General features: G+C 62.3%; 20 protein-coding genes. 5 read left to right on the top strand and 15 right to left on the bottom strand.

What is annotated here, in order from left to right; genetic code table 11:
• Positions 1-6 precede the first annotated feature (6 nt).
• The 3 genes from SPBM01_RS14915 to SPBM01_RS14905 form a co-directional block, all read right to left on the bottom strand.
• On the bottom strand, positions 7-1,230 hold the full coding sequence (locus tag SPBM01_RS14915) for a cytochrome P450 (protein ID WP_188062414.1): 1,224 nt from the start codon (positions 1,228-1,230) through the stop codon (positions 7-9).
• A 78-nt stretch (positions 1,231-1,308) separates the two neighbouring features.
• The gene (locus SPBM01_RS14910) at positions 1,309-2,472 is read right to left on the bottom strand and encodes an acyl-CoA dehydrogenase family protein (protein WP_188062413.1); all 1,164 of its coding nucleotides are present in this window, start codon (positions 2,470-2,472) and stop codon (positions 1,309-1,311) included.
• A gap of 18 nt (positions 2,473-2,490) precedes the next feature.
• The gene (locus tag SPBM01_RS14905; RefSeq protein ID WP_262504190.1) at positions 2,491-3,219 is read right to left on the bottom strand and encodes a GntR family transcriptional regulator; all 729 of its coding nucleotides are present in this window, start codon (positions 3,217-3,219) and stop codon (positions 2,491-2,493) included.
• Between the two features lie 91 nt (positions 3,220-3,310).
• Between SPBM01_RS14905 and SPBM01_RS14900 the strand changes: the two genes are divergently transcribed.
• Positions 3,311-3,763, top strand: coding sequence for a hypothetical protein (locus SPBM01_RS14900; protein WP_262504189.1), 453 nt, complete (start codon positions 3,311-3,313; stop codon positions 3,761-3,763).
• Between the two features lie 24 nt (positions 3,764-3,787).
• On the opposite strand, the gene SPBM01_RS14895 is transcribed toward SPBM01_RS14900, so the two are convergent.
• Genes SPBM01_RS14895 through SPBM01_RS14885 form a run of 3 tightly spaced genes read right to left on the bottom strand, consistent with a single transcriptional unit; the run spans position 3,788 to position 6,128 of the window.
• Positions 3,788-4,501: a TetR/AcrR family transcriptional regulator gene (locus SPBM01_RS14895; protein WP_262504188.1), complete on the bottom strand. Its 714-nt coding sequence runs from the start codon at positions 4,499-4,501 to the stop codon at positions 3,788-3,790.
• Between the two features lie 6 nt (positions 4,502-4,507).
• Complete coding sequence (locus SPBM01_RS14890) at positions 4,508-4,873, bottom strand: hypothetical protein (RefSeq protein ID WP_188062411.1); 366 nt, start codon at positions 4,871-4,873, stop codon at positions 4,508-4,510.
• A gap of 19 nt (positions 4,874-4,892) precedes the next feature.
• Positions 4,893-6,128, bottom strand: coding sequence for an acyl-CoA dehydrogenase family protein (locus SPBM01_RS14885; RefSeq protein ID WP_188062410.1), 1,236 nt, complete (start codon positions 6,126-6,128; stop codon positions 4,893-4,895).
• Between the two features lie 203 nt (positions 6,129-6,331).
• Between SPBM01_RS14885 and SPBM01_RS14880 the strand changes: the two genes are divergently transcribed.
• The 4 genes from SPBM01_RS14880 to SPBM01_RS14865 are packed head-to-tail and all read left to right on the top strand — an operon-like array spanning position 6,332 to position 11,023.
• Entirely contained in the window at positions 6,332-7,168 is an 837-nt protein-coding gene (locus tag SPBM01_RS14880; protein WP_188062409.1) for an SDR family NAD(P)-dependent oxidoreductase, read from the top strand.
• Between the two features lie 16 nt (positions 7,169-7,184).
• A complete protein-coding gene (locus SPBM01_RS14875; protein WP_188062408.1) occupies positions 7,185-8,762 on the top strand; it encodes a phytoene desaturase family protein in 1,578 nt (525 codons plus the stop codon).
• A 12-nt stretch (positions 8,763-8,774) separates the two neighbouring features.
• Entirely contained in the window at positions 8,775-9,869 is a 1,095-nt protein-coding gene (locus SPBM01_RS14870; protein WP_188062407.1) for a phosphotransferase, read from the top strand.
• Between the two features lie 17 nt (positions 9,870-9,886).
• Positions 9,887-11,023: an epoxide hydrolase family protein gene (locus tag SPBM01_RS14865; protein ID WP_188062406.1), complete on the top strand. Its 1,137-nt coding sequence runs from the start codon at positions 9,887-9,889 to the stop codon at positions 11,021-11,023.
• A gap of 2 nt (positions 11,024-11,025) precedes the next feature.
• Here the strand turns inward: SPBM01_RS14865 and SPBM01_RS14860 are convergent, their stop codons facing one another.
• The 9 genes from SPBM01_RS14860 to SPBM01_RS14820 all read right to left on the bottom strand — a co-directional run bounded on the left by SPBM01_RS14860 (position 11,026) and on the right by SPBM01_RS14820 (position 21,509).
• A complete protein-coding gene (locus tag SPBM01_RS14860) occupies positions 11,026-11,856 on the bottom strand; it encodes an SDR family NAD(P)-dependent oxidoreductase (protein WP_188062405.1) in 831 nt (276 codons plus the stop codon).
• 21 nt (positions 11,857-11,877) lie between these two features.
• Complete coding sequence (locus tag SPBM01_RS14855; protein ID WP_188062404.1) at positions 11,878-13,245, bottom strand: phosphotransferase; 1,368 nt, start codon at positions 13,243-13,245, stop codon at positions 11,878-11,880.
• Positions 13,242-13,622: a nuclear transport factor 2 family protein gene (locus tag SPBM01_RS14850; protein ID WP_262504187.1), complete on the bottom strand. Its 381-nt coding sequence runs from the start codon at positions 13,620-13,622 to the stop codon at positions 13,242-13,244. Before SPBM01_RS14850 ends, SPBM01_RS14855 begins: the two co-directional genes overlap by 4 nt.
• A 118-nt stretch (positions 13,623-13,740) precedes the next feature.
• On the bottom strand, positions 13,741-14,520 hold the full coding sequence (locus SPBM01_RS14845; protein WP_188062403.1) for an SDR family NAD(P)-dependent oxidoreductase: 780 nt from the start codon (positions 14,518-14,520) through the stop codon (positions 13,741-13,743).
• A complete protein-coding gene (locus tag SPBM01_RS14840) occupies positions 14,517-16,163 on the bottom strand; it encodes an FAD-dependent oxidoreductase (RefSeq protein ID WP_188062402.1) in 1,647 nt (548 codons plus the stop codon). The genes SPBM01_RS14845 and SPBM01_RS14840 overlap by 4 nt, the downstream gene beginning before the upstream one ends.
• A 68-nt stretch (positions 16,164-16,231) precedes the next feature.
• Entirely contained in the window at positions 16,232-17,290 is a 1,059-nt protein-coding gene (locus SPBM01_RS14835) for a hypothetical protein (RefSeq protein ID WP_188062401.1), read from the bottom strand.
• Entirely contained in the window at positions 17,283-18,302 is a 1,020-nt protein-coding gene (locus SPBM01_RS14830) for an LLM class flavin-dependent oxidoreductase (RefSeq protein WP_188062400.1), read from the bottom strand. The genes SPBM01_RS14835 and SPBM01_RS14830 overlap by 8 nt, the downstream gene beginning before the upstream one ends.
• A 7-nt stretch (positions 18,303-18,309) precedes the next feature.
• A complete protein-coding gene (locus tag SPBM01_RS14825; RefSeq protein WP_188062399.1) occupies positions 18,310-20,730 on the bottom strand; it encodes a TonB-dependent receptor in 2,421 nt (806 codons plus the stop codon).
• A 128-nt stretch (positions 20,731-20,858) separates the two neighbouring features.
• On the bottom strand, positions 20,859-21,509 hold the full coding sequence (locus SPBM01_RS14820; protein ID WP_188062398.1) for a TetR/AcrR family transcriptional regulator: 651 nt from the start codon (positions 21,507-21,509) through the stop codon (positions 20,859-20,861).
• Positions 21,510-21,618 lie beyond the last annotated feature (109 nt).

Raw genomic sequence — 21,618 nt, 5'->3', positions numbered from 1 at the left:
CTAAGGTCAAGCGGCGGGCGTCCATACCAGCGGCAGCGCCACCGGCTGAATCATGCCCAAATGACATTCGACCGTGTGACCCGGCGCAATGCGGAATTGCGGGATACGGGCGAGAAATTCCTCCATCGCGATCCGCAATTCCCGCCGCGCCAGATGCATCCCGACGCAGGTATGGATGCCAAAGCCAAAGCCGACATGGCGCGGCTTGCGGTCCAGCCGCACCTGTGTGGGTTCGTCGAACTCGGCGGGATCGCGCCCGGCGAGCGTGGTCGACATCGCGACCTTTTCGCCCGGCATGAAGCGCACGCCGCCCACCTCGGTTTCCTTGATGCAGGTGCGGAAGGTCGTCACCGCACCATAGGCTCGCATCAACTCGTCGATTGCGTGCGGGATTTCGGACGGATTGGCGCGCAGATGCGCCTGATCTTCCATCGCGCTGCCCAGATGGCGGAAATGCAGCCCCATATTGGTCGAGACGGTATCCAGCCCGCCAATGAACAGGTTGAACATGAAGCCCAGCAATTCATCCTGCGTCAGTGGCCGACCGCCGATTTTGCCATGAACGCCAAAGCTGATGAGGTCGTCGCGCGGATTGGCGCGCCGATCGTCAATCTCTCCACCCAGATAATCCAGCACGTTGCGGGTCGCTTCAGCGATTTTGGACAGGTCGTGATTGTGGAGCAGGTTCATTTCCCACTCCATAAATTCCGCCACCCGATCATGCGGCAGGCCCATCAGGTCCATAAACACCTTGATCGGAAATTCGAACGCGAACTCGCTCATGAAATCGCACGAACCGCGCGCGGCGAAGGCGTCGATATATTCGACCGCATATTGGCGGATCTTCCCCTCCAACGCAGCCATCGCCTTGGGCGTGAAGGCGGGGTTGACCATCTGGCGGAACGGGCCATGCGCAGGCGGATCCAGCTCGGCAGGCGAATTGATCCAGCTGCCACCGACCAGTTTGGAGAAGGGCGAAAAGTCGGTCGAGGAGAAATGTTCCGTATCCAGGTAGATGGCGCGCATATGCGCCATCCTCCGTGGCACCCAGGCGGCTGTTCCGCCCGGATAGGCGTGGGGCGCATAAATGATATCCGGCCCTTCATGTACGGCCATCGCCATGTCGTCGAACGGATCGCGATCCGTCGTCATGCCAAAGATGAAGGGGAAGTCGGGCTTGACCAGATCGGCCGGTACATGATCGGGAATGGGTTGCGGCGGGAACATCATGATCGTCTGTCTCCTTGATCGACGGGGAGGCAGCACGCCGGCCCCGCCATTTCACCTGTCTTTGAGAAGGGCCGGGTTTCAGAATGAGCGCGGCAGCCCCAGGCTTTCGGCGATACCGTTGCGCACCATTTCATTGGTGATCGGGCCGATCCGCCACAGGCGGCTGTCGCGCCAGTAACGCTGCATGTCGGTTTCGGCCGAATAGCCCATGCCGCCCAATATCTGGATGCCCATGTCGGCGGCCGCATTGGCATTTTCCGATGCCATGAGTTTGAGCATATTGGCCTCCACCCCGACATTTTCGCCGCGCGCCTGCTTGTCGGCGCAGAAATGCAGCATCAGTTCGGTGGTTTTCTGCATGGTCGCGATGTCGGCGACATAATGTTGCAGGCTCTGGAAGCGGCCGATGATGCCGCCGAACGCCTTGCGCTGCTTCATATAGTCGACCGCGTCCTCCAGCACCCCGTCGATCACACCCAGGCAGAAAGCGCCGACCATGATCCGCTCATTGTTCAGCGTGGGCAGCAACATATACCAGGCCTTGTGCGGCTCCCCCAGCACCTGTTCGCCGGCGACGAAGGCATCCTCGAAATGGACCGAGCAACTGCCCATCGAGCGCATACCGAGTTTGGCGAGCGGCGTGATCTTCACGCCCGCCGTTTTGGTCGGCACCCAGAACAGGGTCAGCCCCTGATGCTTCTTCTCCGCAACCTTGTCGCTGCGCGCGATCACCAGCAGATAGTCGGCGACATGGGCGGAGGAGGACCAGATCTTCTCGCCATTCAGTTTCCAGCCGCCCTCGACCCGTTCGGCGGTTGTGGTCATTGCGCCCAAAAGGTCGGTGCCGCCGCCCGGTTCGGTAAAGGCGATCGCCGCCTTCAACTGGCCGGTGGCGATCAGCGGCAGATATTTCGCCTTTTGTTCGGGCGAGCCATAAAGGCCGATCGATTTCGACCCGGCAAAGCTGGTGATGCCCCATATCCAGGCAAGGCCGCCCAGCGACCGAGCGAGTTCGCGCGCCAGCAGCATCTGCATGACGACATCGCCGCCCTGCCCGTCATATTCCTCCGATATGCCGATGCCGTGGAAGCCTGCCTCGGTGAATTTATCCCACAGGGCGAAGGGGTAGTTATGTTCGTCCTTTTCCAGCGCGCGCGCCCATTCCTTGGGCACTTCCTTGTCGACCCAGCGCCGCACCATGTCCTGAAAGGAACGATATTCCTCTGGCAGTTCGAAATCCATGTCCTGTGTCTCTTTTGCTTATTGGGAAGGATGGTCGGATGCGGCCGGGCAGCCTGCGTCCGCGATGGCGATCAGGCGCGTGGCCATGCGATCGAGGCAGGCCAGCACGCCGGGATGGTCGCCGGCCTTGAACGCGGTCAGGATCGCCTGATGCTGTTCCAGGCCGATCGTCGTCAGCGTCGCAAGGCCATGCAGCAAAATGAAGCGCGCGATCAGACCCCGCCGGTCGAGAGTCGAGCGCAGCAGTTCGCGGTTCGCCGACGCGGTGATGAAGATAGTGTGGAAATCCAGACCCGCCGCGATCGCACCGGCATAATCTTCCCCGTCCAGCGCCATGCGATAGCGGGCGATCGCCTGATCGAGCAGCGCAGTTTCCCCTGCGCCGATATGGCCCATCCCCCAAGCATAGCCCAGCCGCCACAATTCCCATTGCACGCGCAACAGGTCGCGGGTCGCGGGAAAATCAATCGGGGTGACGCGCTTCAACCTATGCGCCTCGATCTCCACCAATCCTTCGGACGCCAACGTGCCAAGCGCCTCACGGATCGGCGTGGCGCTGACGTTCAGGCTGGCGGCGAGTGCGGTTTCGCGCAGCAGGGTGCCGGGCGCGATCGTGCCGGACACGATCGCGTCGCGCAGCCGATCGACCACCGCCTGGCGTAGGGTGGAGGGCGAACGCAACGGTTCCCCCATCATCCCGCCCGATGGCGGGAAAGTCGGCGCTATGGCCGGGGGGAGGCTGGGCAATTCCATAGTCTATAGAATGATCGCGCCCCGCCGCACCCGCTCCTGTCGAGCGATAGGGTAGGGTGAGAGAGATGCGCGCTAGTGCGCAGTCATGAACTGCCCGAAATGTCGCGCGCCCATCGACGGCTTTGGAACTGGCTGCATCGCGTGCGGCCATAGCGGCGGCGACCTGCGCCGGGCATTGTTATGGACGCTGGTCCCGACCGGCGTGATTGCCGCTACGTTGGGCGCATCCATCGCCATCGCCGAAGCGCATCGCACTGGCAGCAGCCGAAACCGCTACAGCAATGCGATCGAGGAAAGGGACGCGGCCGGACGCACGCAATCCTTCGCCAAGCTGATGCATGATGCGGGTGAGGTCTGTACAAGTACGAAGCGTTCGCTGTTTCGGGGCGACATCGGCACCAACGCGGTCTGGGCCATTGGATGCGGCGACACCGGCGACTGGATGATCCTGATCGCGGACAATGGCGCGACCCGCGTGGCACAATGCGGGCCGCTGGAAAAAGCAGGCACCCCTTGCTGGACGCCGCTTGATTCCTGATCGTTTAGCGCAACGGACAGCCTCTTAACCGACCGGAACCCCCTGCTCCACGGACCACCAGGCAAGGCCCGGCCCGTCACGCGCCAGACGTAGCCACACCGTGTCGAGCACCGCAGCCAGCGTGACAGCGGGAGCATCCAGCGCCTTGAAAATCCGCAGGAGCATTTCGTCCATATAGGAACGCGGGGCTATGCCCCCGCGCATCAACCGCCGCCGCGCTTCGATCGTGACGCCGACGATCAGGTCGACGGCCATGTCGCTGGAAACAAAATCCATCTGCCCCTTACGCCGGGCATCGTCCAGCGCATCGCGGACCATCAGGTCGAAGCTGCTCGCGCGCTCGAAATAATCGACATAATCGACGCGACAGGTAAAGCCGCCCCAGCGCGGATCATGCCAGGCGCGCAACATCGTCATGGCCGCGCCGCCCACCGCGCGCAGCAACGGGGCGTCATCGTCATCGAACAGCCGACGATAATCGCCGATCATGCCCGCCGTCAGCCGCTCGCCCAGCGCATCGACGGCCGCTTCCAGCGAATCGAAATATTTGTAGAAACTGCCCCGCGACACATCAGCGGCGCGGATCACATCGTCGATGACCAGATGCCCGTTCGCCTGCCCCGGCTGGTAAAGGTCCAGCACAGTGTCGAGCAGGCGGTCGCGCATCCGTTCCCGCCGCAGCGCCGCCGCCCGGCTGCGCGGGTCGATCATGGGCGGGGCGGAAACGGTGTCGGACATGTCCTGCTACTGCATCGGATGGAAATAGCGCGCAAGCAGGCTGCCATCCTCCCCGAACACATAATGTTCGATGCTATAGACTTTGACCGGATGCCCTTCATGCACGCCTTCGTTGCGGACATAGATGACCGCTTCGTTGCCGCTGACCTTCACATCCTCGACCACCAGCTTCCAGCCGAGATATTGGTGGCACAACGCCTCCAGCTTATCCCACCCCTCCTCCACCGGGGCAGTCGCAGGATCCTGCACCTTGAACCCGCCGGGCGCGATGGCGCGGAAGGCAGCCATGAAATCGTCGATCCGGCCTTCGCTGAACATGACCGCCTGATTCGTCAGGAATGTCGCTATCTCCTGCGTCGTGGGTGTCGGCATTTGTCGTTCCTCTCATTTGTTATGATGTTGCCCAGCGAGGCGCTGGCGCAATGTCCGGCAACAGGCGGATGTTGGACGGCAGGCCCGCAATCGCCCGGCCGTAAAGTTCGATCGAAAGGGGCGCGCTCAGCGCATTGTGGCGCGTGCCGACATTCAGGTCGCGCCAGATGCGTTGCAGCGGACTGGCCAGTGCGAAGGCACCGGGTCCGGCCACATCCATCAGACGGTTGCCCGCAGCGCGCAGCAATTCCATCGCATAGCCGCAATCGGCCTGAATCTGCGCCTTGTCATAGCCGGTCAGCGCCCGTTGCTGCGCCACGTCGTCCAGCATCGCAGCGGCACGGCGGATATGCAGCCAGGCCGAATCAATCTCCATCGCGGCGCGCCCCAGCAGGCCGACCAGCGCATCCGATTCGCCTTGGCTGGCATAGGTCCATCCCACCACCGGCCTTTTGGCCATGGCTTTGCTCACTCCCTCCAGCAGCGCGGTCGCCGCGCCCAGCATCGGCGCCAATACGCCCAGCGGGAAAAGCGGCTCCATCGGCCAGCGGTCGCGCGGTTCCAGCCCCACCATCGTCAGCAATATATCGGCTGAGGGCGCACGGCCCGTCCACAGGATCAGCGCGTCAGGCACGAACAGATCGTCCGCCACGATCATGTTGCTGCCCGATCCCGCCATGCCTGCCATGTGCCAGTTATCCTCGATCCGGCACGCCGCATCGCGCAGGTCGAGAAAAGCCATCGCTGGTTCGCTGCCCTGCGCCGTGTCGACCATGACGCCGTTCAACGCCCAGTCGGCGTGCAGGCATCCCGATCCGTAGCCCCAGCGGCCCGACACCCGATAGCCACCCGGCACGACCACTGCCTTGCCCGTCAACGCGGATGCGCTGCAAAACAGTTCCTCCCCGCTACGGAAAAGCAGGTCAGCGACCGACGGTGGCAGCGCCAATGCCGTGCCGGTAATTCCCGACAAAAGGCCATAGGCCCAGGCAGTGCCGACGCAGCCCTTGGCCAGTTCCGCCACCGTTTCGATATGCGTGATCAGCCGATGGCCCGGCCCACCTGCACGACACGGCGCGGTTATGTGAAACAGGCCGGACTCGTGCAGGGCCGCCATCACCGGCGCGACGATCCGTCGTTCCTGCTCGCAATCGTCGGCATGGCTTTCCAGCAGCGGCCGTAGCGACGCTGCGACGGCCACCGGGTCCGCGACATGATCTACCCGCGTTCGTGATTTCAGCATTTCCATTGCCATGACTCGCACCCTTACGACATTGCTGACTATATAATGACAATAATGTCGTTATATGCAATTACCAATTGTCGATGCGTTGTGCAGCAGGGATGGCCGCTCCCCTTCCTCTCGATAGGCAGCATGAAGACAATTGCCTTATACGGTTCGCGCATAGCCATCAGAATGCCGGCGAACGGCTGGCACCAAGAGAGGACTTTCATCCGATGCGTACAATCGACCTGCCCGCTTTCGATGCTCCCGCCTTTGCCGCAGCCTATGGCCCATGGGCCATCATTGCCGGTGCATCGGAAGGAACGGGCGCCTGCTACGCGCAGCAACTTGCCGCCATGGGCATCAATCTGGTCCTGGTGTCGCGTCGCCTGCCCGCACTCGAAGCGCTGGGTCAGCAGCTCGCCAAAGACCATGGCATCGCGTTCCGCGCACTGACCGCCGACCTGACCGAAACGGGCGCAGGATCGCGCCTGGTCGAAGCGACCGCCGATCTCGATATCGGCCTTTATATTTCCAACGCGGGCGCAGATGGCGCGGGCAACAGCTTCTTTGGCGTGCCGGTCGAACGGTCGCTGCGCCTGTTGACCATGAACGCGGCCAATGTGCTGGAGGCCGTCCATGGCTTTGGCAACCGGTTCCTGGCACGCGGCAAGGGTGGCTTTGTCATCATGTCGTCGGGCGCGGGTCTGGGCGGGCAACCATGGCTGACCATGTATTCGGCAACCAAGGCGTTCGAGTTGAACTTCGTGGAATCGCTTTGGGCCGAACTAGACGGGCAGAATATCGACATTGTCGGCGTCGCCGCGCCGATCATGGACACGCCCACCCTGCGCCGCGCGACCGAAGGGCTGGGGATGGATTACAGCATCGCCTATGATCCCGCGCAAGTCTGCGCGCTCGCGCTCGCCAGCCTGGGCAAGCAGCCGTTGGTGATCGTACCGGATGGTCCCGACGAAGACAAGATTCCGCAGATCCAGGCCGATCGCAAGACCCGTCTGGTCGCGCTCGCCGAATGGGGCAAGGCCTACACCGCCGCCGCCACCGCCTGAACAAAGGAATAGTCGCATGACCGATCAGGTGGACGTCGTCGTCATTGGGGCTGGCCATAATGGCATGGCCGCCGCGGGTTATCTGGCGCGTGAGGGCAAGAAGGTTCTTGTCGTCGAGCGCATGGCCAAGGTCGGGGGGATGACCAGTTCGGGCTATATGATACCCGAAGCGCCCGACCATCTGGTGACGCCCTGCGCCGTCGAGCTGCTGTTCGCGCGCAAATCCGGCATTATCGAGGATTTCGAGCTGGCCAAATATGGGCTGAAGACAGTCGATCCCGACCCGACCTATGCCTATCTCCACCCCGATGGCAGCTCGATCGCCTTATTCTACGATTACAAGCGCACAGCTGAGGACATAGCGCGGATCAACCGCAACGATGGCAAGGCCTATCTGAAGTTCATGGAAACGCTGAACGTCATGATGGAGATCGGCTTTCCGATGATGATGGCCGAACCGGGCCGCCCGGACATGAAGAATCTGTCGAAAATGATCGGCAGCGCGGTGCGCAACGTGCGGTTGAAGGACGAACTGATCGCCATGTCAAAAGCGACCGCCGATCAGGTCGCGTGCGAACGGTTCGAACATCCCGCGACCATCGCCCTGCTGCTGGGCATCGCGGCGGGTGCGGGGCCGGTGGACGATGATGGCAATGCGGCGGCCTATATGATTTTTGCCGTCACCCATAAATATGGCACCGGCAAGCCGATCGGGTCGCTCCAGTCCTTTTCCGACGCGCTGGCGCGCAGCATCGAAGCGTCCGGCGCGACGATCCAGCTTAACGCCCCTGTTGCGGAAATCATCGTCGACGATGGCGCGGCAAAGGGCGTGCGGCTGGAGGATGGCCGGGTGATCCGGGCGAAGATGGTCATTGCCACCTGCGACCCGCGCACCGCCATGCGCCTGACGACGCCGGGCGGGGTCGATCGCGCGCTGATGCAGCGGATCGAACATGCGCCGTCCAACCGATCCAACGCTGCGCCGTTCCTGGCCAATATCGCTATGTCGGGACCATTGCGCCTGAAAAAGCATCAGGATTTGCGCCACGACGATGCGGACCTCAACAAGGCGGTCGGCCTGATCGGCACGCCCGAAGAAGTGCGCGAATCCTTCGCCACCGCGCGGCGCGGCGACATTCCCGATCGCCACGCCATGTCGCTCAGCCCACTGTCGAACAGCGACCCGACGCAGGCACCGCCGGGCGGATCGCTGGCCTATGTCTATCTGCCCGCCATGGCGGTGGACGCGCGCGACGGATGGTCGCCCGCGCTCAAGGACAAGACCATGTCCTCGGTCATCAGCCATCTGGGCGAATATTATGACGGGCTGGACACCGAAGTCGGGCGCTTCGTGGAAACCGCGCGCGAACGGGAAAAGCGGCTGAACGTCACCAATGGCTGCGTCACTCATATCGATTTCGGCGCGCTGCGTTCGGGCGTGCATCGCCCCGCCACGGGCTTTGGCGGTCCCAAGCCGCCCTTCCCCGGATTCCTGATCGGCGGCGCAGGCGCGCATCCGGGTGGCGGCGTATCGGGCATTGCCGGCCGCATCGCGGCCAACCGCGCGCTGCGCGAACTCAAGAAAATGAAATAAGGGATGGATGCCATGACAAGTCTCGCAAATCCGGTCGGTATCCCCGCCCGGCTGGAGGATGTGACCGCCGACTGGCTGACGCAGATCATGCAGTCGCGCTATCCCGGCATCGTGGTCGAGGGGATGGAGAAGGTCTTCCTGCGCAACAGCCACACGACCAAATATCAGGTCAAGCTGACGCTCAACGATGTCGGCAAGGCGGCGGGCATCCCTGAAAATGTCTGCCTGAAAGCCAATTGGGCGCAGTTCGAAAGCCAGGGCATCTGCCGCCTGGAAGCCCGCTTCTACGAAGATTTTCGCCGTCTCGTCGCCTTCCCCGCGCCCCGCTCCTTCTTCGAGGCGTGGGACCCGCGCGAGGATAGCGGGCAGGGACTGGTCGTGATGGAAGATCTGTCGATCGAGGGCGGCCATTTCGGCGTCAGCACCGACCATATGGGCGTGGAGGAAGCCGCGCGCGCCGTCGCCAGCCTGGCGAAAATCCATGGCGCGTTTTGGGACAGCCCGGTGCTGCACGCGGCCGACTGGCTGCCAGTGTCGATGGTGACGCCGGTGGACGCGCAGCAACTGCACATGATGTACAGCTTTGCCGAAAAAAACCACGTAAAGCCGGAATATCAGGCATTTCTGCCCGGCTGGATCAAGGGCGACCTGTCGCGCCTGCACACCGTATTCGACGCGCTTATCGACTTTGCGCAGCATAAGGAACAGGGACCATGGTGTCTGGTCCATGGCGACAGCCATCAGGGCAACAGCTATCTGCGCCCCGATGGCGAGCGCGTCTGGCTCGACTGGCAACTGGTGCGCAAGGGGCGGCCGATCCGCGACTTCACCTATTTCATCCTGGGCGCACTGACGATCGAGGAGCGACGCGCCAATGAACGCGACCTGTTGCGCCATTATCGTCGCTGCCTGGTCGAAACCGGAGCGCAGGGCGTACCGGACGATGAGACATTGTGGGAATATTATCGCCGCTGGCCGCCCTATGCGATGCAGGCATGGATCGCGAATATGGACGAGTGGGGACAGAAGGGGATGCACATCGTCGAGCGTATCTTCGTGGCTGGTGAAGATCTGCGCACGGTCGAAGCCCTGGGCGTCAGTTTCTGAAACAAGGGCAAGCCGTTATGACCGATAGCATCAAGCCCTTCACCGTGGCCGTGCCGCAATCAGCGCTTGACGATCTGCACCAACGGATCAGCAATACCCGCTGGCCAGCGGCGGAAACGGTGGCGGACTGGAGTCAGGGCGTGCCGATCGCCGCGATGCGCGATCTTTGCGCCTATTGGGCCGATGGCTATGACTGGCGGCGGTGCGAAGCGGCGCTCAACGCCATGCCCCAGTTCACGACGCAGATCGACGGCCTATCCATCCACTTCCTGCATGTGCGCAGCCCACGGCCCGATGCCGTGCCGCTGATCCTGACTCATGGCTGGCCCGGATCGGTGCTGGAATTCATGAAGGTCATCGGGCCGCTCAGTGATCCTGCCCCGGACGCGCCTGCCTTCCACCTCGTCATCCCCTCGCTGCCCGGCTATGGTTTTTCCGACAAGCCAACCGCGACCGGATGGGGCGTCGAAAAGATCGCCGATGCGTGGATCATGCTGATGAGGCGGCTGGGCTATGATCGTTTCTTCGCGCAGGGCGGGGACTGGGGCGCGGCGGTCACGACCGCCATCGCCATGGCCGCGCCGCCGGAACTGGCGGGCATCCACCTCAACATGCCGCTGGTTTTTCCCGAAGAAGGCGACTTTGCCGACCTGACCCCCGCAGAAGCCAAAACGGTCGAGCGGATGCAATATTATCAGGACCATGATGCAGGCTATGCCAAGCTGCAAGGCACAAGGCCGCAGACGGTCGGCTATGCGCTGGCCGATTCCCCGGTCGGGCAGGCAGCCTGGATCTACGAGAAATTCCAGGCCTGGACCGACAATGACGGCATGGCCGAGGACGCCCTGTCCCGCGACGCGATGCTGGACATGATCAGCCTTTATTGGCTGACCAACAGCGCCGCATCATCGGGGCGGCTCTACTGGGAAAGCGCCAACGCTTTCAAAGCGCAGCGCCTCGACCTCCCGGTCGGCGTCAGCATCTTCGCGCAGGAAATCTTCCGCCCCTCACGCCGCTGGGCCGAACGCAGCTATCCCGATCTGGTCCACTGGAACGAACTGCCCGTCGGCGGCCATTTCGCCCCGTTCGAACAGCCTGCGCTGTTTGCGGAGGAATTGCAGGCCTGCTTTGGCGCAATGCAGGCCCGCGCTTGATATCAGCCCGGCATAAATGTGATCGGCGCGCCCATCGTCGCACGATAGGATAGAGGCTGCTTGCCGTCCGTGTCCCGCACGCCATAGCGCTCGCCCAACTCAGCGCCGATCAGCGCTTTGCCGGACATGGAGACAAGATCGGCGTCCTCCATCAACCGATCGAGGACGAGGCCCGAAAATTCCGGCGTTTCCCACGATGGCAGCATCGCGCGCAATTCTTCGGGCAGCATTTCGGGCGGCATGGCGCGCACTGCATCGGTCAGGATGAAACCGGGCCATAAGGATACCGCCGATACGCCGTGGGGCGCAAGGTCTGCCGCCATGTCGGCGGTCATCTTGTCCGTCCCCGCCTTTGCCGCGCCATAGGCTGGACCATGGAAAAAGGAGACTGCGCCATAGAAGGATATGCTGGCGATCAGCCCGCGTCCCGCCGCGACCATCATCGGCGCGGCATGATAGGACGCGACATAGGCGGACCGCAGGCCGACAGTTATCATATCGGCCAGCTTGAGCGATTTTTCCCAGAAACCACCCGGCGCGATCAGCTCCATCGCATGGACGGCGGCAACATTGTTGACCAGCAGGTCCAGCCTGCCCCCCGTCCTGTCCGCCAGCATGGCGAAGGCCGCCGCCACCGCATCGTCATCGCCATGGTCGCATTCCAATGCGAAGCCCCTGCCCCCGGCATGGTCGATTTCCATCACTACATCAGACAGTTGCGCGCCATCGCGTCCAGTGACCGCAACCATATGGCCACGCGATGCCAAACCGCGCGCAATGCCACGCCCCAGTCCGCGCGTCGCACCCGTCACCAGCACTATCTTGTCGCTCATATATATCTATCCCGATCCTGTTCAGCGCATAACCGGCAACACGACATGGCTCGCCGCGATGCCCAGCGCGGTCGGACCGAAAATCTGGAGTCGTCGCCCCTCGATCGTGGCTAGCAAAATAATCAGGGCCGCGTCCGCCTCTGCCCCCGCAGCGCTCACATATCCCTCCAGCGCTGCGGCCGCCGCGTCCCAACCGTCGAACGGTCGGCCCAGCAGCGCCGCCACATCGGCGATATTGCGCGCGACCATGTCCGCGCCATGGGCGTCGGCACGTTGCGCCCATTCGACTAGTTCAGCGACCTGCGCCTTCTGCATCTGCGCGCCTTCATCCGCGACCGCTAACCCGGCCAGCGTATCGGCAATCTTGGCCATCAACGGCGCATTATCGCCCTGTCTTTCGGCCAATGGCGACAGTTCGGGCAACGCCACGCCAGACAAAGCGGACAATGCCAGCAGGATCGACCGGCGCAGCGCCAGGTCGAACATCAGATAGACCGAATGGGGATCGCCCGCTTTGGGCGCGCCAACCGTCCCGGCAAATTGCATCGTTCCCAGCAGCGAAAATTGCAGCACATGGAACAGCACCACATCATGATCGACTGGCTCGCCCGTCGCTTCCTCATAATAGCGGATCAAGTCGGGCAAAGGCGCGCCGAGGGGTTCGAAACTGTCGCGCATCCCCATCGTGGCAATATCGACCATCGGATCGCCGATCATCGAAAATTCAAAATCATATAGTTTCGTCATCGCGCCATTATCGACCAGATATTGACCCGAATCGAACTGGATGAAGCTGGCCCGATCCCGATGATGCGGCACGTTGCGGCGCAGCCAGCCGATCACGAACGCCAGCAGCGGTTCGGGGCAGCTTTTGGTGCGTTGATAATGGGGCATATAGGCGTCCAGCCCCGCCAGCGCGATCGCCTCGGCACCCTTGGGCTGGTGTAGCCCTGCGGCGATGAAGGAGTCGATTGGCAGCCGGTGCATCGCCGCGACAGCGTGCATATAGTCGCGCCCGATTGCGCTTTTGGTCGCATCGTCCAGCGCGGAAAAATCGCGCGTCCCTTCGATCGCTTCCATGACGATGCAGGGCGGATCGGCCAGATAGCCATGGATCTGCGGCACCGGCAGGCCATGCCTGTGCAACAGCTCGATCATGTCCGCCTCACGCTTGAGGTCGGGAAAGATCGACACGTCGCCACCCCGGTCACCGCGCAGGTGCAGGCGACGCACGACACCATCCACCGCGACATCGGCAAACCAGGACGGACGCCAGCGGACCAGCCGTTCCAGGCCGACCACTGTGCCGCCTGTCAATTGCTCGACGAAATGGGTGATGCGCCCGACGGCAGCTTCGTCATAATCGTTAAGGGGGGCTGGCGTGGTCACGGCGCAAATGCCTCCGCCGCTGCGCGCGTGTCCATATATTCGCGCCCCGATAGGATCTGGCCATCCCGTATAACCAACAGGTTATGGTAATCGTTGCGATAGACCCGGTCGGGGAAAACCATTTCGCCCCGCACTTCCACCGCGACCCGGTCACCTTCAGCGGTAATGCCGGTGACCTGCGCCGTCCGCTGTTGCGCCGACAGCAATCCGCCCGCGACGCTGGCGATGAAATCGGCGCGGCTCATGTCGCCAAAACCGGCTATCCACCATGTGCAGTCGGGATGCTGCAATGCCTCTATGGTTGCAATATCGCCATCCTCGACCGCCTGCATATAGCGGCGAGCGACTGCCTTGTTCGCTTCGATGTCGTGCATCATCTTCTCCCGCGATACATCGCCGCGTCCAACAGTACGCGGTCGCTTTCCCTTGTTCCGTGCAGGCAGCATCGGCGCCGTTGATCCTGTCGGACGACAGGCGGCTGATGCTGTTCTGCGGCTATTTGGCACTCCACCCGCCATCGACCGGCAGCACTTGTCCCGTGACCATCGCGGCAGCGTCCGAACAGAGCCACAGGATCGTCGCAGCCTGCTCGTCGGGGCTGATCGCCCGACGGATCGGCTGGTTTGCGACCAGATCGGCGATGATCGCCTGTGCTATGTCTTCGCCCGCTATCTTATAGGCTTCCGTCGGCACCACACCCGGCGCAATGCAATTCACCCTTACCCCGCGATCGGCATAGGCAACCGCCGCGAATTTGCTCAGGCGAATGACGCCCGCCTTCGCCGCGCCATAGGCTGCGCCCGCCGCACCGACGTGCAGCATCGCTGCGAGCGACGTGATATTGACGATGGCACCGCCGCCATGGTCGATCATATGCGCAATCTGGTGCTTCATACCCAGAAATACGCTGCCCAACGACAGGCGCTGGGTAAATTCCCATCCATCGAGCGGCTGAAGATGCAGGTCGGCACCCGTAGCGCTGATCGTCGATCCACCCGCAATATTGGCGGCAACATGCATACCGCCGAAATGATCGACCGCATGGCGGACCAGACCAGCGACATCGGCCTCCACCGTCGCGTCGGCGCGGCGGAACAGCACATCATGCCCCTCCCCGCGCAAGGCAGCGGCAGTCGCTTCGCCGCCATCGGCATTGATGTCCGCCATCAGCACGCTGGCACCCGCTCGTGCAAAGGCCTGCGCCGTCGCCTGCCCGATACCGCCCGCCGCCGCCGTCACCAGCACGACCTTACCCGAATAATCGTAGCGGATCATGATCGCCCTTCCTGTTCCGTCGTCATACGAAGCGCGGCGCGATGGCCGTAGAGCATCCCGCGCATGTTCGCGATGCCACTATTATAACCCCCGCCCCAGTCCATCCACGCCGCCGCGTTGCCCGCCGCATACAGTCCCGCCACCGGATCGCCATGGGCGTCGATGACTTGTCCTTCGGCGTCGATCGGCAATCCGGCCGTCGGCACGCCCATCGTCACCCGTATCAACGGCACGGCGTAAAAGGGCGCTCGTCCGACCGGGGCCATGTTGGGATGGGGCAGGCGCGGGTCGCCGGTCATGATCCGGGGCCAGGGCATCTTGCCCCGGCCAAAATCATCATCGCTCCCGCCCACGCAAAATCCGTTGAATCTCTCCACCGTGGCGTACAGCCCCGCCACGTCGATCCCCGCCGCTTCCGCCAACGCCTCCAGCGTCGGCGCTGACATCGCCATCCCTTCGGGCAAAGGCTGACCCGGCCAGGCAGGCAACAGGCCATAGTTGTCGAGCATATCCTGATCGAAGATGATCCAGGCAGGCCAGTTGGCAAGGCCACCCTCCTGCCCATCGAAGCGCGCAACCCGCGTCGCCAGATCGGGGTAGAAACTGTCGTCGGCAAAGCGTTGCCCCTTGCGGTTGACGACAATGCTGTGCGGCGCGCCGGGCAACCACATCCGCGTCGATGGCTGGCCATAGATGCTTTCCCCCGGCACGGCATAGCCAAGGAAGATCGGCGTTTGCGACGGCGCGCGGGCGGGCAAGGGCATGACCCCGGCCGCAGCGGCCAGCGCAAAATGATCCCCGGTGACGCTGGGCGGCGCCATGCTGCCCGCGTGCGGCAATGCGTCGAACGCGCGCACCAAATCGGGCCGCCAGTCATAGCCCCCCGTCGCCAGCATCACGCCCCGCCGCGCCCGAATGGCATGATCGCCCGTCGCGTCGCGCATGATAACGCCCTGCACTGCGCCATTCTCGACGATCAGTCGCACGACTTCGCTCGACGCACGCAGGTCAACCCCGCGCGCCACAGCCGCGACGATCTGTGCAGCGGCCAGCCCCGCCCCCGCGCATCGTTCTCCAGCCGCCAGATGCTGTGCCAGCCGATCACCGATGAAGGTGCCACCTGCCTGCATATCGATCCATTCGCTGGACATCGTATAGCTATAGCCATCGCCATAGGGAGAGGTCAGGACGACATCGGCCAGCGCGCCAAGTCTTTCTGCTGCAAAGGGTTTCACCTCGACATAGCGCCCCTGCGCCGCTGCGCCGTCGACCAGCGGATAATAATAATCGGGCAAACCGCGCACGACCTGCATTTCCAGTCCGATGACATCGGTGAAGTAGCGCAATGCCTGCCGACTATGTTCGAAATAGACGTCGCGTAGCGCAGGAACGGCAAAGCCCTGGTTCAAATGACCCAGATAGGCGTTGGCGTCCGCCATGCTGTCGGCAATGCCCGCTTCCTCTGCCAAATGGTTTGGGCCAAGCCACAATTGGCCTGACGACAGCGCGGACACGCCGCCGAGTTGGACGAATTTTTCCAGCACGATAACGCTTGCGCCCCGCTGAGCGCCGGTCAGTGCCGCCGATAGGCCGCCCAGGCCGGAGCCGACACAGACGATATCGAATTGTGCGTCCCAATCCATATTCTCTCCCATGGCCGAAGGTGCGATTCAGCCTGATAATGCCGCGCCGCCAGCCCCTTTTTGCGCCGTCATGCGACCCGACGGATTGCCAGCAGCACGTTGAAGGCAAGGCTGCGTTGCGGATCAGCGGCGATGCGCGCCGCCAGGCGATCCACCAGCAGGTCGAGCAGCATGTCCGGGTCGCGCGAGGGATCCAGCGCGGCAACAAGGTTTGGGCCGTTGGCCGCGCGCATCATATGCGCCCATTGCCATCCTAACCGCGCCGCATCGCCCGATTGCCTATATTCGTCCCAATAGGGGTCCGGGGATTCCACCAGCGAAAGATGGTCGAGCATCAATTCTGGCACGATATTCGACGCGAAAGGCGCCGCGACCTGAACAAGTGAACGCCCTGCCGATGGCGCTGTCATCCGCTGCGTTTCCGCATCGGTCAGCCATCCTTCATCGCGTAACGTCACGATCGATTGCCAATAATGCCCAGCCATCCATTCAAAGCCATGACTGTCGGGTCCACGCCCCATGAACTGGCAGATCAATTGTCCGCCCGGTCGCATTTCGGCGCGTCGGGATGTGAGAAAGCGCAGCCAGTCGTCGGCCAGAACGGCATCGACCGCCGCGCGCGCATCGGCGGACTGGCTGAACACGGCCCAGCCATGATCGGCAACATCAACCGGGCTGTGGCTCATCCAGTGCAGCGCATTGGATGACCAACCCAGGTCCACGCTGCCCGATGGCAAAAGCTGATCGAAATAGGACCGCCCGATCGCAGAAGGATAGATATTATCGCGACCGGCCACATAACTGGCAGGATCGCGGTCCAGCAGGGCGAAAAGCGACGCAAAATCGTTGGACGGCAGATCGGTATGGACGACCTGGACCGCCCGTTCCGCGTCGCGCAATCGCACCAGATCGATGGCCGTTGCCATCGGCACCATCGAATTGCGCCCCTGCGATGCGCCATAATCGACGATGGCAACCGGGCCATGGGATTGCTCGCCAATGATCCGTGCCGCCGCTGCAAGCAAGGGTAGCGCGGATTGCAGATTGGCGTGCTGCAAACCGGAATGGCGATTGTAAAGTCCACCGCCCGCCATGGCCGCGACAGGTTCGTGCGCAGGATCAGCCATAAAAGGCCTCGGCAATCCGTCTGGTGTAGGCCGCGCTTTTTTCTGGCGACAGGCCATAATGGGGAATGACCGGCGTGATGGCGTCGGCCTGTGCCGCACGCCGCGCGACGCGGGTGCGCACGTCATCGAGCGTGCCGACGATGGCGATGCTTTCCACCATCTCGTCGGTGCAGGCTGCCGTCATCGCGCCATGATCGCCCTGCGCGAACGCCGCCTGAATCGCGGCGGCTTCCCGTCCAAAGCCAATCTCCTCGAAATAGCGCAGATATTGCGGCGACTGGCTGTAATAGGCGATCGTCGCCCGGCAATCCTCGATAGCTTCGCGGCGGTCATCCGCAATGGCCGTGAAGATCGATATGTTGAGCGTAAAGTCGCGCCGCAAACGGCCGGACATATCCAGCCCCGCGCTGATGCTGGGGATGACTTCCCGTTCTATCCAGGCATCATTCCATAAAGGATGCCCCAGCAACCCGTCGGCAATCTCCGCCGCCTGTATGCAGGCTTTCTGGAACACCGCTGGCAAAACGATGGGAATGTGGGATCGTTTGGGCGGATGCAGCAGGCGAAAATGGGACAGGTCCAGCCGGTGATAGTCGCCAGCCAGCTCGGTCAGTTCGCCCGTATCCCCTTTCGCCACGATGGCGCGGATCATGCCGACGATTTCCCGCATATGCGCCAGAGGCTTGCCATATGGACTGCCAAAAGACCCTTCGATCTGGCTCTGCGCGCTGGAGCCCAGACCCAGAACCACGCGCCCGTTGCTGATCAGGTCAAGGTCGATTGCGCTGCACGCGGTTTCGAGCGGACTGCGCACGAAGGCAAGAGCGATACCTGTCCCCAACTGGACCCGCCGCGTCGCGGGGGCGACTGCAGCCAAAGTCGTGAAGGGCGCGCCGAACATCTGCGGCGCCCAAAGCCCCTCCACCCCGGCGGCCTCATAACCTTGTGCCAGGCTGACCAGATCGTCGCCCGGCATGGGCATGATCTGCGCCCATACGGCTTTGCGCGGCATCGTCACGTCATTCCCCCAGACGATAGCGCAGCGTCAGGCCATATTGCCGGGGTGGCCCGAAAATGGCGCTGTTAAAGCCCAATCCCGCACCCGATACTGCGCCGATCGCCTGATAGGTCTTGTTAAAGACGTTGGTCATGTAAATGCCGAGATCGACCGGATGACCAGCGACATTGCGCCAGTCGAACCTGATATTGGCAATGTCATATGCTGGCAGGGCCGTATCGACGAACGACAATTTGCTGGAATGATAATAGTCGGCCGATGCGTTGAGGTCGCCCATCGCACCCAGCGGGATGCGATATTGCGCGCCCAGTGTGAAAGTCGTCTTGGCCACCAGATCGAATGGAATTTCCTTCGTCGTGAGATAGGCGGCAATGGGTGCCGGTGCGGTGAGTTCGCGCGTCTTGGTGTCGAGCAGGTTGCCGCCGAAGGTGAAGGTCAGCCGGTCGGAAAACAAAATGCGTCCGTCGAAGTCCAGACCCGCGACCCTCGACTTACCGGCATTGGCCAGCATCGTGCCGGACTGCGGATCATTGTCCGCGCTGCAATCGCCATCGGGCGAAAAGGGCGCTTCGCCAAATACCGGATGACCCGCAACGCAACCTGGCTGAGTCAATAAGCCGCTCAGCGCAATCTGCACGCCGTCATAATAGCCCACGAACCCCGACAGGTTCAACCGGATGCGAACATCGCCCAGCGTCCAGTCGGATCGCACGCCCAGTTCCAGATCGGTAACCCGTTCCGGCCCGAACGCCTGATAGGGCGCCAGTCGGCCACCGAAGGTCGGCGTATTGATGCCGCCCGTGCGATAGCCGCGCCGGGTCGAAATATAGGTGAACAGATCAGGCGTCACCTGCCAGTCGAAACCAACGGTCCATGTCGGCGCGTTCGATTTGGCAAAGTTGGTGGTCGCGCCGATCAGGATCGGGTTGGTGGCCACGCAATCACCGGGTTGCACTGTCCCCTGGGTGACATTGTCGGTCGCAGTGCAGGCCGTTTCCTTGTCCCAGGTATAGCGCAAACCGGCATTGAAACGCAGCCCCTGCGCAATTTCGTCCAGCTTCACATTGACGTTACCGAACAGCGCTTTGCTCTTTTCGGTGTAGAAATTATACTGGAAGGTGCCGTAATTTTCTGGCGGCAGGAATGGCGGCAGCACCACCTGCGCGATCGAATTGCCGCTGCCGGTCGGGCCATAGGGCTGGCTCTTGAGATAAAAGCCGCCGACCAGCCAGTCGACCCGGTCGTCAAGCGCGCTGCCCTTGATCTGCACTTCATTGGTATATTGTTCGACATGGTTGACCGCACCCGCGTTCAGCAGGGTCAATGGCAGTCCGGCGGGCAATCCGGCGGCAGGATTGCCAGTCGTCACCAGTAACGGCACGCCATCGGTATTGATATTATAGTTCACATAGGTTTTGCGATAGCCAAAGATATTGGTGAAACTGACCCCGCTGTCGCCCAGGTCGATATCGGTGCGGTTGGTGATGCCCCAGCGGCGGGTGCGGTTGATCGCAGGTGATACATCGCTGTCGATGACGCGGGGACCGCGCGCCTTTTGCGTTGCCAGTGCGCTCACCATTGCACTGCGCAGGCCCAGCAGGTCGATCAGGCTGGGATTGTCGAACAGGCTGGTCAGCAGCACCGCGTCGCCGGTGTAATTGTTGCGATACCAGTCGAGGATGGTCAAATTCTTGAAGCCATCGACAGGTTCGGCCAGCACAGAGACACGAAAGGCCCGCGAATTAACGTCGTCCAGATCGCCACCCAGGCCGATATTCTTGGTATAGCCGTCCCGCTTTTCATATCGACCCGCAACCCGCACAGCGAGTTTGTTGTCCACGATCGGAATCGACAGCGCAGCTTCCAGCTGTTTGCGGTCGTAACGGCCATAGCCCGCCTCGACATAACCGCCGAACGCATATTCGGGGGCGGCGGGATAATAGAGGACTGCGCCGCCCGTTGTATTGCGGCCAAACAACGTGCCTTGCGGCCCTTTCAGAACCTGAACCGATGCCATGTCATAGGTGGCAACGCCGCTGCCGAACGTCGGCGCAGGCACATCGGCGAAATAGCTGACGACGGCGGGCGCGTTCGAACCGCTCAGCGCCTTGGACTGGCCACGAATCTGGAACACCGAATTTTCACGGCCACCCGACCCGGACAGATAGACGCCCGGCGTCTTGATCATCAGGTCGGCGGTGGTCGCGATATTGGCGTCGCGCAACATGTCGGCGTTAAAGGCGGTGACCGATACCGGCGTCGACTGGATGCTTTCTTCAGATCGGCGGGCGGTGACGACGATGTCGTCCATCGTCGCGGAAATCTGTGGCTGGGCGGTTTGTGCAGTCGCCAGTGCCGGCAAGGCCAAAGGCGCAACGGACGTCAAAAGAACCGCAAAACGCGCGGTGAAAATCGGGCGCATATCTTCTCTCCCTTAGCGGCTGAACCGCGTGCTTTCGCAAGCCTGACCTTTGCCAGTGCCAGGGAGGGGATATAAGACGATCGTCTTAGCCATGCCTATCGTTGGAGAGGGCAGGCAATTTTCTTGCGCTATGCGGGCGCATCCTGCCCATCGGCAAAGGGCGGCAGCATCAGCAAGGCGCAACCTGTGCTGATCAGATCTTCCAGATACTGGTCGGATCGCGGGTATCGCCCGCCGGTAAGGTTGGCGACGCGATCGCCATAGCTGACCCCCATCAGGAAATTGGTCACGGCAACCGACAGGCGCATGGTGAAAACCTGATCCGACATGGCGGCGCAGCGCGCGCGCAAGGCCTGATGCACCGCACGAACGGCCGGTCCCTCGCGGACCGAATCAAAGGCGTCGTCGAAAGGGTCGTTCAGGATCAGATGCAGAATGAACTGGGAATAGATCCATCTTTGCCGCCCCTTGAATGCATCCAGCACCGGCAGCAAAAAAAGCTCCAGCAAGCCCCGAATGTCGCCGGGCAAATGCGGCAACCGCTGCATCCGCAACATGCGGCAATCCTCGACCTCTGCCTGACGCACATCATAGATCGCGCGGATCAGCAGGTCTTTCGACCCGAAATGGCGATAGATGGCAGAATTGTTCCCTTGCTTTGCAACACGCAGGATTTCGCGGATCGACGCCCCTTCGATACCACGCTCGGCAATGATTTCCTCTGCGGCCAACAGCAATTTCTGTGCGCCGGGGCCATAATCTTCCAGTTTGGCTTTCATCCCCGATGGCATGGCAACCCCGCCCCGACAAGCCAAGCGGAAATGTCGTCAGCGTCGCACCCATCCTCTCCCGCGACCTATCATAGGACAGGTGGGACCATAGGCGCGT

The sequence above is a fragment of the Sphingobium sp. KCTC 72723 genome (assembly GCF_014280435.1).
Lineage (GTDB): Bacteria > Pseudomonadota > Alphaproteobacteria > Sphingomonadales > Sphingomonadaceae > Sphingobium.
This window is presented reverse-complemented; position numbering and strand designations above follow the sequence as displayed.

Coding starts and splice junctions, on each gene's coding strand:
- SPBM01_RS14915 (WP_188062414.1), bottom strand. CDS start 1,230: ATGATGTTCCCGCCGCAACCCATTCCCGATCATGTACCGGCCGATCTG.
- SPBM01_RS14910 (WP_188062413.1), bottom strand. CDS start 2,472: ATGGATTTCGAACTGCCAGAGGAATATCGTTCCTTTCAGGACATGGTG.
- SPBM01_RS14900 (WP_262504189.1), top strand. CDS start 3,311: ATGAACTGCCCGAAATGTCGCGCGCCCATCGACGGCTTTGGAACTGGC.
- SPBM01_RS14895 (WP_262504188.1), bottom strand. CDS start 4,501: ATGTCCGACACCGTTTCCGCCCCGCCCATGATCGACCCGCGCAGCCGG.
- SPBM01_RS14890 (WP_188062411.1), bottom strand. CDS start 4,873: ATGCCGACACCCACGACGCAGGAGATAGCGACATTCCTGACGAATCAG.
- SPBM01_RS14885 (WP_188062410.1), bottom strand. CDS start 6,128: ATGGCAATGGAAATGCTGAAATCACGAACGCGGGTAGATCATGTCGCG.
- SPBM01_RS14880 (WP_188062409.1), top strand. CDS start 6,332: ATGCGTACAATCGACCTGCCCGCTTTCGATGCTCCCGCCTTTGCCGCA.
- SPBM01_RS14875 (WP_188062408.1), top strand. CDS start 7,185: ATGACCGATCAGGTGGACGTCGTCGTCATTGGGGCTGGCCATAATGGC.
- SPBM01_RS14870 (WP_188062407.1), top strand. CDS start 8,775: ATGACAAGTCTCGCAAATCCGGTCGGTATCCCCGCCCGGCTGGAGGAT.
- SPBM01_RS14865 (WP_188062406.1), top strand. CDS start 9,887: ATGACCGATAGCATCAAGCCCTTCACCGTGGCCGTGCCGCAATCAGCG.
- SPBM01_RS14860 (WP_188062405.1), bottom strand. CDS start 11,856: ATGAGCGACAAGATAGTGCTGGTGACGGGTGCGACGCGCGGACTGGGG.
- SPBM01_RS14850 (WP_262504187.1), bottom strand. CDS start 13,622: ATGATGCACGACATCGAAGCGAACAAGGCAGTCGCTCGCCGCTATATG.
- SPBM01_RS14845 (WP_188062403.1), bottom strand. CDS start 14,520: ATGATCCGCTACGATTATTCGGGTAAGGTCGTGCTGGTGACGGCGGCG.
- SPBM01_RS14840 (WP_188062402.1), bottom strand. CDS start 16,163: ATGGATTGGGACGCACAATTCGATATCGTCTGTGTCGGCTCCGGCCTG.
- SPBM01_RS14835 (WP_188062401.1), bottom strand. CDS start 17,290: ATGGCTGATCCTGCGCACGAACCTGTCGCGGCCATGGCGGGCGGTGGA.
- SPBM01_RS14830 (WP_188062400.1), bottom strand. CDS start 18,302: ATGCCGCGCAAAGCCGTATGGGCGCAGATCATGCCCATGCCGGGCGAC.
- SPBM01_RS14825 (WP_188062399.1), bottom strand. CDS start 20,730: ATGCGCCCGATTTTCACCGCGCGTTTTGCGGTTCTTTTGACGTCCGTT.
- SPBM01_RS14820 (WP_188062398.1), bottom strand. CDS start 21,509: ATGAAAGCCAAACTGGAAGATTATGGCCCCGGCGCACAGAAATTGCTG.